Annotated in this window: 14 protein-coding genes; 12 read left to right on the plus strand and 2 right to left on the minus strand. The window is 51.3% G+C overall.

Going from position 1 to position 12,286, the window contains the following annotated elements:
* Positions 1 to 6 precede the first annotated feature (6 nt).
* The 9 genes from QWY30_RS08075 (at position 7) to QWY30_RS08115 (ending at position 7,142) form a co-directional block, all read left to right on the plus strand.
* Complete coding sequence (locus QWY30_RS08075) at positions 7 to 411, plus strand: ExbD/TolR family protein (protein ID WP_290239944.1); 405 nt, start codon at positions 7 to 9, stop codon at positions 409 to 411.
* Positions 408 to 1,478 carry a tetraacyldisaccharide 4'-kinase gene (gene lpxK, locus QWY30_RS08080; protein ID WP_290239946.1) on the plus strand — a complete coding sequence of 357 codons (1,071 nt, stop codon included), beginning with the start codon at positions 408 to 410 and terminating at the stop codon, positions 1,476 to 1,478. Before QWY30_RS08075 ends, lpxK begins: the two co-directional genes overlap by 4 nt.
* A 13-nt stretch (positions 1,479 to 1,491) precedes the next feature.
* The gene (locus tag QWY30_RS08085) at positions 1,492 to 1,683 is read left to right on the plus strand and encodes a Trm112 family protein (RefSeq protein WP_290239947.1); all 192 of its coding nucleotides are present in this window, start codon (positions 1,492 to 1,494) and stop codon (positions 1,681 to 1,683) included.
* Positions 1,684 to 1,701: 18 nt separating this feature from the next.
* The gene (gene kdsB, locus QWY30_RS08090) at positions 1,702 to 2,481 is read left to right on the plus strand and encodes a 3-deoxy-manno-octulosonate cytidylyltransferase (RefSeq protein WP_290239949.1); all 780 of its coding nucleotides are present in this window, start codon (positions 1,702 to 1,704) and stop codon (positions 2,479 to 2,481) included.
* Positions 2,482 to 2,562: 81 nt separating this feature from the next.
* On the plus strand, positions 2,563 to 3,213 hold the full coding sequence (gene adk, locus QWY30_RS08095) for an adenylate kinase (protein ID WP_290239950.1): 651 nt from the start codon (positions 2,563 to 2,565) through the stop codon (positions 3,211 to 3,213).
* Between the two features lie 18 nt (positions 3,214 to 3,231).
* Positions 3,232 to 3,990 carry a 3-hydroxyacyl-CoA dehydrogenase gene (locus QWY30_RS08100; RefSeq protein ID WP_290239952.1) on the plus strand — a complete coding sequence of 253 codons (759 nt, stop codon included), beginning with the start codon at positions 3,232 to 3,234 and terminating at the stop codon, positions 3,988 to 3,990.
* Positions 3,987 to 5,570, plus strand: coding sequence for a murein biosynthesis integral membrane protein MurJ (gene murJ / locus QWY30_RS08105; protein ID WP_290239954.1), 1,584 nt, complete (start codon positions 3,987 to 3,989; stop codon positions 5,568 to 5,570). The genes QWY30_RS08100 and murJ overlap by 4 nt, the downstream gene beginning before the upstream one ends.
* 136 nt (positions 5,571 to 5,706) lie before the next feature.
* A complete protein-coding gene (rpsT, locus tag QWY30_RS08110) occupies positions 5,707 to 5,970 on the plus strand; it encodes a 30S ribosomal protein S20 (protein WP_290239956.1) in 264 nt (87 codons plus the stop codon).
* 218 nt (positions 5,971 to 6,188) lie between these two features.
* Positions 6,189 to 7,142, plus strand: a complete 954-nt coding sequence (locus QWY30_RS08115) for a 2-hydroxyacid dehydrogenase (protein WP_290239958.1) — start codon at positions 6,189 to 6,191, stop codon at positions 7,140 to 7,142.
* 30 nt (positions 7,143 to 7,172) lie between these two features.
* Here QWY30_RS08115 and QWY30_RS08120 read toward each other — a convergent pair whose 3' ends face one another.
* Positions 7,173 to 7,484: a DUF3579 domain-containing protein gene (locus QWY30_RS08120; protein ID WP_290239960.1), complete on the minus strand. Its 312-nt coding sequence runs from the start codon at positions 7,482 to 7,484 to the stop codon at positions 7,173 to 7,175.
* A 137-nt stretch (positions 7,485 to 7,621) separates the two neighbouring features.
* Here QWY30_RS08120 and QWY30_RS08125 point away from each other — a divergent pair, with 137 nt between their 5' ends.
* From QWY30_RS08125 to QWY30_RS08135, 3 genes are all read left to right on the plus strand, one after another.
* The gene (locus QWY30_RS08125) at positions 7,622 to 8,800 is read left to right on the plus strand and encodes an aspartate aminotransferase family protein (RefSeq protein WP_290239962.1); all 1,179 of its coding nucleotides are present in this window, start codon (positions 7,622 to 7,624) and stop codon (positions 8,798 to 8,800) included.
* A gap of 77 nt (positions 8,801 to 8,877) precedes the next feature.
* Positions 8,878 to 9,819: an ornithine carbamoyltransferase gene (argF, locus tag QWY30_RS08130; protein WP_290239964.1), complete on the plus strand. Its 942-nt coding sequence runs from the start codon at positions 8,878 to 8,880 to the stop codon at positions 9,817 to 9,819.
* A gap of 56 nt (positions 9,820 to 9,875) precedes the next feature.
* Positions 9,876 to 11,096: an argininosuccinate synthase gene (locus QWY30_RS08135; protein ID WP_290239966.1), complete on the plus strand. Its 1,221-nt coding sequence runs from the start codon at positions 9,876 to 9,878 to the stop codon at positions 11,094 to 11,096.
* A 70-nt stretch (positions 11,097 to 11,166) separates the two neighbouring features.
* Here QWY30_RS08135 and QWY30_RS08140 read toward each other — a convergent pair whose 3' ends face one another.
* Positions 11,167 to 12,255: a sensor histidine kinase gene (locus QWY30_RS08140; RefSeq protein ID WP_290239968.1), complete on the minus strand. Its 1,089-nt coding sequence runs from the start codon at positions 12,253 to 12,255 to the stop codon at positions 11,167 to 11,169.
* Between the last annotated feature and the right edge of the window lie 31 nt (positions 12,256 to 12,286).

Consider the following 12,286-nt stretch of genomic DNA (forward strand, 5'->3'; position numbering starts at 1 on the left):
CGATCGATGAACTTTCGCAAAGCCTCTTCGACAGACGACACACCCGAAATCAACCTCATTCCTTTGATTGATGTGTTGTTGGTGATACTAATTTTTCTCGCAGCCACGACGACATTTACGAGAGAAAGGCAACTAAAAATATCCTTACCTCAGGCTCAAGCAGAACAAATGAGCCTCCCGACACTCGAAGTGTCAATTTCACAAGATGGTCGCTATGCTATCTCAGGACAACTCGTCTCGACGGCTGACCTCGTCACCAGATTGAAGGCTCAGCTCGCCGGACAAACAGATAGCGTTCTTTTGATTCGCGCAGACGCAATGTCACCGCATCAAGCGGTTGTCCACGCGATGCAAGCTGCCAGAGAAGCAGGAATCAGCAAGGTCCATTTTGCCACGCAGGCGACACAGTGATTTTTACAAGTCTGAAATCCAAACTAGAAGCCTGGCTCCAGCTGCAGTGGTTAAAGCGTGGAATATGGGCATGGTGTATGGTTCCATGGGCCTTGATTTTTGGCTTGATCATAAAAATTCGACAGGCTTGGTTTGCGAATCAAAACAATCAAACCAGAATACCCGTCCCTGTGGTCGTGGTTGGAAATATCTACGTGGGTGGGACAGGAAAAACACCTGTCGTGATCGCGTTAGTCAACGCGCTCACAGGTCTTGGCTGGCGCCCGGGTGTCATCAGTCGGGGGTATGGCACGGATATAGGTTCTGAACCGCTCACTGGTCAAGGAAAGCTCGACGCAAAAGACTTTGGTGATGAACCGGCGATGATCGCGTCTCAAACCAATGCTCCCATCTCGGTTCACCCAAACAGAGTTCAAGCATGCAGAAAACTTCTCGCCCGCTACCCAGAGGTCAATCTGGTCATTTCTGATGATGGCTTGCAGCATTTGCGGCTGTCCCGAGACCTTGAACTTGTTGTTCAGGATCGCCGGGGCGCTGGGAATGGATGGTTGTTACCCGCCGGACCTCTCAGAGAGCCAGTCAGTCGCTTAAAGACAGTCCATGCAATTTTGACACGTGAAGATTGCGCGCGAAACCTTGTTTCATCGCCCAAGACAGGAAACGTCAGAACCTCATCGGTGACTCTTCAAGTGCGTGAATTTAAAAACCTTGCTGGCGGCTTGTGTTTGAATACCGAATGCTTTTTAGCGAACATGCAAGGCCGCACAATCGCCGCGGTCGCCGGGATTGCCCATCCAGAAAGATTTTTCAATGCAATGCGTAAGCTTGGTTTAAATTTATCGGAAACACTCTCGTTGCCAGACCATTTTCAATTTGATCACTCTCCTTTTTTGACTTTAAGAAGCGAAGCGATCATCGTGACCTCAAAAGATGCGATCAAGCTCAAGCTACCAACGGATCCTAGAATTTGGGTCGCTGATAGTGAAATTATTTTCTCGGATCCGAAATTTATATGCTGGCTCGATGATGCTTTACACAATAAGGCCAAGCTTTTGACCAACGTATGATTACAATGCCCCTATGCAAACACGCCTGTTAGACCTATTAGTCTGCCCACTCTGCAAGGGTCGGCTCCATCTCAATGCGGAACACACTGAGCTTGTGTGTAGAGCGGATCGGCTTGCCTTTCCGGTGAGAGATGGTGTGCCGGTCATGCTCGAGGCGGAGGCCCGAGTTCTCGCGGATACCGAAGAAATTTCGGATAATCCCTGAATCCGATCGGACAATCGCATGCAGCCTTTCATTGTCATCATTCCCGCGCGTCAAGCATCGACTCGACTGCCAGGAAAAATGCTGGCTGACATTGCGGGAATTCCAATGGTGATAAGAGTTGCGCAACGTGCAGCAGCTTCAGGAGCCACGGATGTGTTGATTGCAACCGATGATCAGACCATTGCAGAGGTCGCCCGCTCTTTCGGCATACATACCCGCATGACAAGCCCCGATCACTCTTGCGGAACAGATCGGTTAGCCGAAACGGTTCAGCAACTTAATCTCTCCGACGATGCACTTGTCGTCAACGTACAAGGCGATGAGCCCTTAATCGACCCTGCATTAATCAGTCGAGTTGCTTCTTTGCTTGCACAGCATCCAACAGCCGCGATGTCCACCTGCGCAGTATCGATCACGGACTCTACGCACTTTTTTAATCCCAACATCGTCAAAGTGGTGTGCGACAAGAAGGGGGATGCTCTTTATTTCTCGAGAGCCCCAATACCTTGGGATCGAGACGCGCTGGCAGACGGCACGAGAGTCCTTGATCACGGAGTGCCTGCGCTACAGCATATTGGTCTGTATGGCTATCGCGCCCACTTTCTGAAGTCTTTCCCGACAATGTCCCGCGGCGTATTGGAAAGAATAGAGTCTCTGGAACAGTTACGCGCTCTTGAACATGGTTATAAGATTGCGGTGCATGTGACAGATACCCACCTCGGCGCAGGCGTGGATACACAAGCAGATTTAGATCGGGTTCGCCATTTTCTTCAGACAAACACTTCAAACTCAGGGTAAGCACCAAAAAAGCCAGTCCGCGTCAAGTGCTGCGATGCGGCATAATATTGTCAATCTTCATTCAAAGAATCGGGAGTTTTCATGCGTCTAATTCTGCTTGGTCCACCGGGCGCTGGCAAAGGCACGCAAGCGGCATTCATTACCGAGCATTTTGGTATTCCGCAAATCTCGACCGGAGACATGCTCCGCGCCGCCGTGAAAGCAGGTACCCCCCTGGGTATTGCCGCCAAGAAAATTATGGATGCCGGCGGTTTAGTCTCGGACGAAATCATCATTGGCTTGGTCCAGGATCGTCTGAAACAAGCCGACTGCAACAAAGGCTACCTGTTCGATGGTTTTCCCCGCACAATTCCCCAGGCAGATGCCCTCAAACAAGCCAATGTCGGACTTGATTTCGTCGTTGAAATCGCTGTCCCAGAAGAGGACATTATCGAACGCATGAGCGGCAGGCGTGTGCATCCCGCCAGCGGTCGCAGTTACCATGTGCGGTTTAATCCTCCCAAAGTTGCCGAAAAGGATGATCTCACTGGAGAACCCTTAGTCCAGCGCGATGATGACAAAGAAGAAACCGTTCGTCACCGTCTCAAGGTTTATCGCGATCAAACCCGCCCTCTGATTGACTATTACTCGCAATGGGCACACGCAGACTCTCACGCGCCTCGCTATCGTAAAGTCGAGGGCGTGGGTACGGTCGAACAGATCAAAGAAAAAATATTTAGCGTACTGGCTTAAACATTCAAGAAAAGTTTCATGGATATCAAAAATAAAGTTTTTATCGTGACCGGCGGTGCGTCAGGCTTAGGTGCAGGTACTGCCAAAATGCTCTGCGCGAACGGTGGCAGGGTTATCTTGGCCGATGTGCAGGACGAGGCTGGCACAGCGCTTGCCTCCGAACTGGGCCAACGCTATGTGCATTGCGATGTCACTCAAGAGCAAGACGCAAAGGCTGCAGTGGCAGCTGCGTTGGAACTTGGGCCTTTGTTTGGTCTCATCAACTGCGCAGGAATCGCTCCGGCGGCTAAAACTGTCGGTAAAAACGGAGCGCACCCTTTGGATATGTTCCAAAAGGTCATCTCAATCAATCTGATTGGTAGTTTCAACATGATCCGCGTGGCGTCAGAGGCCATGAGTAAAAATGCGCCAGAATCAACAGGCGAACGAGGTGTGTTGATCAATACGGCATCGGTCGCAGCGTATGATGGTCAAATTGGCCAGGCAGCCTACGCCGCTTCCAAAGCTGGCGTTGTTGGAATGACTTTACCAGTCGCCCGCGACCTTGCGCCACTGGGCATTCGCTGCGTCACGATTGCTCCTGGGATTTTTGGGACACCCATGATGTTTGGTATGCCACAAGCCGTGCAAGACTCCCTGGCTGCCAGCATCCCGTTTCCGTCGCGTTTTGGACGCCCGGAAGACTATGCAAAGCTTGTTCATCAGATCGTGACCAACGAGATGTTGAATGGTGAAACCATTCGTCTCGACGGTGCCATCCGTATGCCTCCAAAATGAGCTTGTTGCGTGCCGCGGCGACCGTCAGCAGCTTTACTCTGCTGTCGCGTATCACCGGCCTGGCACGCGACATCATCATTGCCCGTGCTTTTGGTGCGGGTGCCCTGACTGACGCATTCTGGGTCGCCTTCCGCATTCCCAATTTGCTCAGAAGACTCTTCGCTGAAGGTGCCTTCGCCCAGGCTTTTGTGCCAATTTTGGGAGAAGTTCGAAATCAGCACGAATCAGAGGCAGTCAAAGTTCTACTGGATCGTGTGGCGATTTCGCTCTTTTTGATCCTGACTCTGACGACAATCATTGGCATCATCGGTGCACCATGGGTTGTGATGGCCATGGCAAGCGGCCTGACCGATCCCTCTCGCGCTGCAGACTTCGACGCCGCCGTCTGGATGACGCGAATGATGTTTCCTTACATCGTTTGTATGTCACTTGTCGCCTTTGCCTCGGGTGTTCTCAATACATGGCGTCGTTTTGCCATCCCTGCATTCACGCCGGTCCTACTCAATTTATCCATGATTGGCAGCAGTCTGCTGCTTTCAGATTATTTTCCTCAACCCATTTATGCACTTGCTGCTGGGGTGATGGCCGGTGGAATTGCTCAACTGTCTGTTCAGTGGTGGGCGCTTACAAGACTTGGACTCAGACCCAGACTTGTCGGCCCGATTCAACCCGCACTAAAAGACCCCATCGTCAGGCGCATCATGAAACAGATGCTTCCCGCGACACTTGGTGTCTCTGTGGCGCAAATTTCTTTGCTGATCAACACCAATATCGCGACCTGGCTGACCCCTGGAAGTGTCACATGGCTGTCTTTTGCGGATCGACTGATGGAGTTTCCGACAGCGCTTATTGGCGTTGCTCTGGGCACAGTATTGTTGCCTAGCCTTTCCAAAGCGCATGCAGAACAAGATGGGCATCAACGCTACAGCTACCTTCTTGACTGGGGATTGAAACTGATGCTTTTGCTCGGCCTGCCCGCAGCTTTATGCATGGTTTTGATGGCTGATGCAATGGTGGCTACACTGTTTCACTACGGTGCATTTAATGCTTCGGATGTTGCTCAGACGCGTGTGGCGGTGATGGCTTACTCTGTTGGTCTCGTGGGTTTGCTGACAGTCAAAATTCTGGCTCCAGGTTTTTATGCCAAACAAGATATCCGAACGCCAGTGAAAATTGCCATTGGTGTTTTGGTTTTGACTCAGTTACTCAATTTAATTTTGGTTCCATTACTCGCTCACGCAGGACTCGCCCTGGCGATTGGTCTGGGAGCGTGCCTGAATGCAGCGGCGCTTTTCATTGGTTTGCGACGCAAAGGCATTTACCAACCCGCGCCCGGTTGGATGCCCTTTTTATTCAAACAATTTTGTGGACTGCTTGCCATGGCCATCCCGCTCTGGTTCGCCGCTCAGTACTTTGACTGGCTCAATCTTCAAGAGACACCCTGGCTCAGGATTCTTTGGTTATTTTTCTCCCTTTTAACGAGCGGGCTGACCTATTTGTCTACGTTATGGCTTTTGGGTGTTCGTATCAAACACTTCAAACGTCCTCCAGAAGCGACACAGGCCAGGAATTTGACCTAATAGGTTTGCATTTCAGGGACTTAGTGTTAGAATTATGGACTGAACTCAACCTGATGTGCGGATTTCAAGAGCAGATTCACAGATTTTTAATCTCCTCACAATCACGCGCGCACTTTAAAGATAAGACAGATTATTCATGGCAAATACAGCCCAAGCTCGCAAACGTGCACGCCAATCGGTTGCCCGCAATTTGCACAATTCCAGCCTGCGTTCTATGCTTCGCACAGCTATTAAGCGTGTGCGTACTGCAATCGACTCCGGCGACAAAGCCGCAGCTGCTGAAGTGCTCCAGAAAGCGACGAGCGTCATTGACCGCGTCGCTGACAAAAACATCATTCATAAAAACAAAGCCGCTCGTCATAAGAGCCGCCTGTCCGCAGCAATTAAATCACTGGCCTAATCCTTCATTTCATCGCCGCACTTTTATGCGGTTGTTGTTTGATCGGTTAATCCTGATGTAGCATTGAGGATGAAACGTAGCTTTGTTGTACGTTCTTCCGAAAAACAGCCCTTCATGGGCTGTTTTGCTTTTGATGCTCCTTGTCGAGAATAAATCTAGCCGGATAGTTTTAAACGCAGCTCTTATTGGCCTATTACATACCTAGACGGATCAAACACATGACTAAGCCCCGCATCCTGCAAATTGGATCTCTCACTGGACACCCTCCCGCAGACGCGGAGCTCGCCGCGCGTTACGAAGTTTTAGAGCTCTGGAAAGCTGCAGATCCACAAGCATTTTTGCGGGAGCACGCAGATAGCATCGAAGTCATTGCGACATCTGCCAATATCGGGTGTAAAGCCGAGGTCATTCAAGCGCTCCCCAAACTTCGCGCGATCTGCAGCTGGGGTGTTGGCTACGACTCCATCGATGTCGATCTGGCGAAAAGCCGCGGTGTCATTGTGAGCAACACGCCAGATGTCTTAAATGATTGCGTTGCGGACTTAGCATGGGGACTGTTGATCGCTTGCGCGCGTAACATTGCATGGGGTGACCGTTTTGTTCGAGCCAACCATTGGGAAAACAAAGTTGGGGGCCTCACGCTCGGGACTCGCGTGAGCGGCAAAAAACTCGGTGTCGTCGGCCTTGGTCGAATCGGTGAAGCGATCGCACGTCGCGGTCAAGGTTTTGATATGCAAGTGGCCTATCACAATCGTCGCGCGCGCCCTGAAGTTCCTTACGAATACAAAGACTCTCTCGTGGATTTGGCCACTTGGAGCGATTTCCTTGTCATCGCTACAGTGGGTGGTGCCAGCACGAGAGGACTCATCAATGAATCGGTGCTTCGCGCACTCGGTCCCAAAGGTATTTTGGTCAATATTGCGCGCGGATCAGTCATTGACGAGCCCGCCATGGTTCAGGTGCTCAGCGAAGGCGCCCTTGGTGGCGCTGGACTCGATGTTTTTGACAAAGAACCCAAAGTCCCAGACGCATTGAAAACGATGAATAATGTCGTGCTGATGCCTCACGTGGCGAGCGCCACGCATGAAACACGACGCGCAATGACCGATTGCCTGCTGGATAATCTGTCCTCATTTTTCGCAAACGGCCAGGTCATGACCCCCGTTGAGTGAAGCGAGCAACCGAATACTCTGCGAGTCTTTTTAATGTCTTTTCAGGGGATCGGTCGCAAGATCAGACTCGGTCTTTAGATTATTGTCTTTTGCGAAGTCGTGAACGAATTTCCAGGCAAGGGGTTCCAATTCACGCAGGCGCTCATCGATGACGATACTGCGTACGCCATCGATGACTGTAGGGACAGCGTAAGGCGAGTATGAAAGGTGTCCGCCCAGAGTACCCGCTGGCCGATAAGGGGCGAGAACACCCGCCAGGCGTTCCGCCCAATCACTCGGCCTAAAGGCGGTACCGGATTGGGTCAGACCAAAGATAATGAAATAGCGAACTTCTGATGTCATGCACAACCTGTATCGCCGATTATCAGACTCAAGAACTTCTGATTCATGAGTCCCACGCCAAGATTGTATATGATTGATGTTTTACGCCCATGCAAGCGATCCCGCCTGACGGGCATTTTCACCACGGAGCCTCGGCAATGACCTCTGCCATTTCAAATACGTATGCCCGTCTTCCCGTTGCCTTTACACACGGTAAAGGTGTTTGGTTATGGGACACCAACGGCCGACGTTATCTTGACGCCATGGCGGGCATTGGCGTTTCCTGCCTCGGTCATGGCCATCCGAAGCTTGTGGAGGCGATCAGCCAGCAAGCTGCCCGTTTGATCCATACCTCGAACCTTTACCAAGTTCCAGAGCAGGAAGCGCTCGCTCAAAAAATTCTTGATATCTCCGGCATGACTGAGGTGTTGTTCGGCAACAGTGGCGCCGAAGCCAACGAAGCCGCCATCAAACTGGCCCGCTACTATGGCTACAAGAAAGGGAACACTCTGCCCACCATCATTACGATGGAGTCCTCCTGGCATGGCCGCACTTTAGGCACACTTGCCGCAACTGACAGCGAAAAGGCACGCACAGGCTTTGGTCCCCTTCCGGAAGGCTTTATCAAAGTCGCCTATAACGATCTGAACGCAATCAAGGCTGCTGGTGATAAAGAGCCTCGTGTTGTCGCGGTACTTCTCGAAGTACTCCAAGGCGAAGGTGGAATCCGCCCCTCTGATATCACCTACATGCAAGATTTGCGCAAGCTTTGCACCGAGCGCGGCTGGCTGATGATGATTGACGAAGTCCAATCTGGCATAGGCAGAACTGGCAAATGGCTGGCGCACCAATGGGCAGACATTTTGCCCGACGTCGTTGTGCTGGCAAAAGGTCTGGGCGGCGGAGTGCCAATCGGCGCCATCGCGGCTCGCGGCCCCGCAGCCGGAGTTTTGGGACCTGGAAGTCACGGCACCACTTTTGGAGGCGGACCGCTCGTGTGTGCGGCTGGCAACGCTACGCTCAAGACTCTTGAGGATGACAAATTACTGGATCATGCTGCCAAAGTCGGCACCCATCTCAAAAACGCCCTCAAGGAAGCATTAAAAGGGGTTCCTGGCGTTCGAGAGGTTCGTGGCCAAGGCTTGATGCTTGGCATCGAGCTTGATAAGCCCTGCGGCGTTCTTGTCAGTCGCGCGCTTGAAGCCGGGCTGCTGATCAACGTCACCAGAGATCGCGTGATCCGGATGCTCCCTCCCCTGATTATTACTGAGTCCGAGGCTGACGAAATCGTCAAGATCCTCGTCCCGCTTATCAAGGCCTTTAACGCCGAGTCGTAAGCGACTGAAAATGGCGCGAAGACTCAAACAGAGTCCTCGCGCCATGCCTCAGACAAGCCAACTTTATCGAGTGCAACATGTCATACGTCGCCACACCTAATGGTCCCATCAGGCATTTTCTTCAGTTTAGTGATTTCACGCGAACAGAACTTCTTTATGTACTGGATCGTGCGCGACTGATCAAAGAAAAATTCAAACGCTACGAGCCCCACCACTCGCTGCATGATCGAACACTTGCCATGGTGTTTGAAAAAGCCAGCACACGCACGCGCGTTTCATTTGAAGCCGGGATGTACCAGTTGGGTGGATCCGTGATCCACCTCACAACAAATGATTCCCAACTAGGCCGATCTGAACCGATTGAAGATACCGCTCGGGTTGTCTCACGCATGGTGGACATCGTGATGATCCGGACGTTCGAGCAGACTCGCATTGAGCGATTTGCAGAGCACTCTCGCGTACCGGTCATTAATGGTTTAACCAATGAATTTCATCCATGCCAAATTTTGGCGGATATTTTCACTTTCATTGAAAACCGCGGCAGCATTTCCGGCAAGACTGTTGCCTGGGTGGGTGACGCCAATAATATGGCATACACCTGGCTGCAGGCTGCTGAACTCCTTGATTTTAAATTGCATGTCTCTGCTCCCGCGGGATACAGGCTCGAAGCTTCCCGCATCGGCTCCGCGAAACCCTCGATACTGCAAGAATTCTCAGATCCTAACGAAGCTTGCCTGGGTGCTCATCTCGTGACTACCGATGTTTGGACAAGCATGGGGTATGAATCTGAGAATGAAGAGCGTAGAAAGGCTTTTGCTGATTGGTGTGTCGACTCGGACATGATGAGTCGCGCCGCACCCGATGCCCTCTTCATGCACTGTTTGCCCGCTCACCGGGGTGAGGAAGTCACCGCTGAAGTTCTGGAAGGTCCGCAGAGCGTTGTCTGGGATGAAGCGGAAAACCGTTTGCACGTTCAAAAAGCCCTGATGGAGTTCCTCCTGCTTGGGCAAGTTAAATAATCTTTCAAGCCCGGTCAACGGGTTAAAATCTCATTTTTATACACACAGAGCAGCTCATGAGCGATATTAAAAAAGTTGTTTTAGCCTACTCAGGCGGACTTGATACCTCAGTTATTTTGAAGTGGCTTCAGGACACCTATCAGTGCGAGGTTGTCACCTTTACTGCTGATATCGGTCAGGGTGAAGAGCTCGAGCCTGCTCGTGCCAAAGCTATTAAGTTCGGGATCAAGCCAGAACAAATTTTCATCGATGATTTGCGTGAAGAATTTGTACGCGACTTTGTCTACCCTATGTTTCGCTGCAATACAGTCTACGAGGGCGAATATTTGCTCGGTACCTCAATTGCCCGCCCTTTGATTGCGAAACGCCAGATTGAAATCGCCCGCCAGGTTGGCGCAGATGCTGTCTCACACGGCGCAACAGGCAAAGGAAATGATCAGGTTCGGTTTGAGCTCGGCTATTACGCTTTGGAGCCCGGCATCAAGGTGATCGCGCCCTGGCGCGAGTGGGATCTGGTTTCTCGTGAAAAGCTTCTCCAGTACGCTGAAGATGCCGGAATCGCGATCGATATGAAGCACAAGCAAGGTGGTGCCCCCTATTCCATGGATGCCAACTTACTGCATATCAGTTTCGAGGGACGCCATCTCGAAGATCCAAAAGCCGAAGCTGAAGAGTCAATGTGGCGCTGGACAGTATCTCCTGAGGCCGCTCCGGACAAAGCCGAGTACCTCGACATCGAGTTCGAGAGAGGCGACATCGTTGGGCTCAATGGCGTACGTCTCTCACCCGCTCAGGTATTGACAAAACTCAACGAGCTTGGCGGAAAGCATGGCATTGGCCGTCTGGACTTAGTTGAAAATCGTTACGTTGGGATGAAGTCCCGCGGCTGCTATGAAACACCAGGCGGCACGATTATGCTCAAGGCGCACCGTGCGATCGAATCAATCACTTTGGATCGCGAAGTCGCGCACCTCAAAGACGATTTGATGCCCCGTTACGCTTCCTTAATCTATAACGGTTACTGGTGGTCTCCAGAACGTCGCGCCCTTCAGGCTCTGATTGACACGACACAGCAGGATGTCAATGGTTGGGTACGTGTCAAACTTTACAAGGGTAATGTTTACACTGTTTCGCGTGATTCCAAAGATACTCTTTTTGATCAGACGATTGCGACCTTTGATGACGACGGCGGTGCCTACAATCAGGCGGACGCGGCTGGCTTTATCAAACTCAACGCTTTGCGCATGCGTATCGAAGCGCGTGCGGGTCGGAAGTAAACGTTTAGTCAACACTTTTTAGTCAATACTTTAAACGTGCCTCGGTCTCTTTCATGAACCGAGGTACGGTTTATAGTTGTAATTGACTTAAACGATCCATGCGGTTGAGTTGTGCGCCCTTTCTAAGTCCCGGGAACAGTACAGTAATCTTGACACCGCTCATATGCGGTGTACTCACTAAATTCCACCAAGCACCATGCGCTCTGGCGATTTCTCTGACCAACGCCAAACCAAGCCCAGAACCACCCTCCATCGAATCTGAGGCACGATAGAAAGCATCGAAAACTCTGCTTTGATCATCCTCACTGATTCCACAGCCATCGTCTTCTACTGATAATGTCGGTGGCGTCGCACTGACCAGTAAACGAATACGCGTTGCGCCTTTCGCATAACGAAGTGAATTATCAATCAGATTTCCTAAAAGCTCTCTGAGTAAAACTGGATCACCTTCGATCCAGACAGGCTGATCAGGCGCGTCCAGTTGCAACTCGATACCACGCCCCTGAGCGCGTTCAAGCCATTCCACGCCACAAGTGCGGGTCCATTCGGATAAGTCCAGTAAAACAAAATGGTCTTGAGGACGCCCTTCGGGATCCACCCTGGCGAGTAACAGCAGCTGTGTACCCATCCGAATCATGCGATCTGTAACGGTTTTAATTCTCTCAGCGCGCTGACGAATATCAGGAGGCAGAGGTTGAGCCAACATCAGCTCGGACTCGAGTTTTAGTCCGGCCAAAGGGGTTTTAAGTTGATGCGCGGCATGACCTACAAAACGGCGTTGAGCTTCAAAGGTGTCGTTTAGTCTTTCAAACAATGCATTGGTATGCGACAGGAGCTGATCAAACTCCGTTGGCAGTCCCTTGAGCTCCATGCGCCCGAGATCTTGCGCCGATCTCTGTGAGATTTGGTCAGACAATTTCTCGACTGACGACATACTGCGATTGACGGCATTCAGAACAACCCATATCAGCAAGATAATGAGGAATATTTCACCCACTACCATTAACCAAAAAACATCCTCCCGGTCCCAATCCGCCATTTCTAACTTATGGGAGACAATCCATGTCACGGTCTGATCCAGAAGCACCAGGGCAATGATGGGTGGCAACAACCGCATAATCAAGAGCCTGGCCATTGAGCCAGCGGGAGGAAATCTCATGGATCACACCCGAGTTGCATGATCAAGGAGA

Origin of the sequence: Zwartia panacis (genome assembly GCF_030410395.1) — a bacterium.
Taxonomy (GTDB): domain Bacteria; phylum Pseudomonadota; class Gammaproteobacteria; order Burkholderiales; family Burkholderiaceae_B; genus Zwartia; species Zwartia panacis.

Bases quoted from the DNA above. Each gene is read 5' to 3' on its own strand.
- QWY30_RS08085 (WP_290239947.1), top strand. From the start codon at position 1,492: ATGCAAACACGCCTGTTAGACCTATTAGTCTGCCCACTCTGCAAGGGT.
- QWY30_RS08140 (WP_290239968.1), bottom strand. From the start codon at position 12,255: ATGAGATTTCCTCCCGCTGGCTCAATGGCCAGGCTCTTGATTATGCGG.
- rpsT (WP_290239956.1), top strand. From the start codon at position 5,707: ATGGCAAATACAGCCCAAGCTCGCAAACGTGCACGCCAATCGGTTGCC.
- QWY30_RS08100 (WP_290239952.1), top strand. From the start codon at position 3,232: ATGGATATCAAAAATAAAGTTTTTATCGTGACCGGCGGTGCGTCAGGC.
- argF (WP_290239964.1), top strand. From the start codon at position 8,878: ATGTCATACGTCGCCACACCTAATGGTCCCATCAGGCATTTTCTTCAG.
- murJ (WP_290239954.1), top strand. From the start codon at position 3,987: ATGAGCTTGTTGCGTGCCGCGGCGACCGTCAGCAGCTTTACTCTGCTG.
- QWY30_RS08115 (WP_290239958.1), top strand. From the start codon at position 6,189: ATGACTAAGCCCCGCATCCTGCAAATTGGATCTCTCACTGGACACCCT.
- QWY30_RS08125 (WP_290239962.1), top strand. From the start codon at position 7,622: ATGACCTCTGCCATTTCAAATACGTATGCCCGTCTTCCCGTTGCCTTT.
- QWY30_RS08135 (WP_290239966.1), top strand. From the start codon at position 9,876: ATGAGCGATATTAAAAAAGTTGTTTTAGCCTACTCAGGCGGACTTGAT.
- adk (WP_290239950.1), top strand. From the start codon at position 2,563: ATGCGTCTAATTCTGCTTGGTCCACCGGGCGCTGGCAAAGGCACGCAA.
- QWY30_RS08075 (WP_290239944.1), top strand. From the start codon at position 7: ATGAACTTTCGCAAAGCCTCTTCGACAGACGACACACCCGAAATCAAC.
- QWY30_RS08120 (WP_290239960.1), bottom strand. From the start codon at position 7,484: ATGACATCAGAAGTTCGCTATTTCATTATCTTTGGTCTGACCCAATCC.
- kdsB (WP_290239949.1), top strand. From the start codon at position 1,702: ATGCAGCCTTTCATTGTCATCATTCCCGCGCGTCAAGCATCGACTCGA.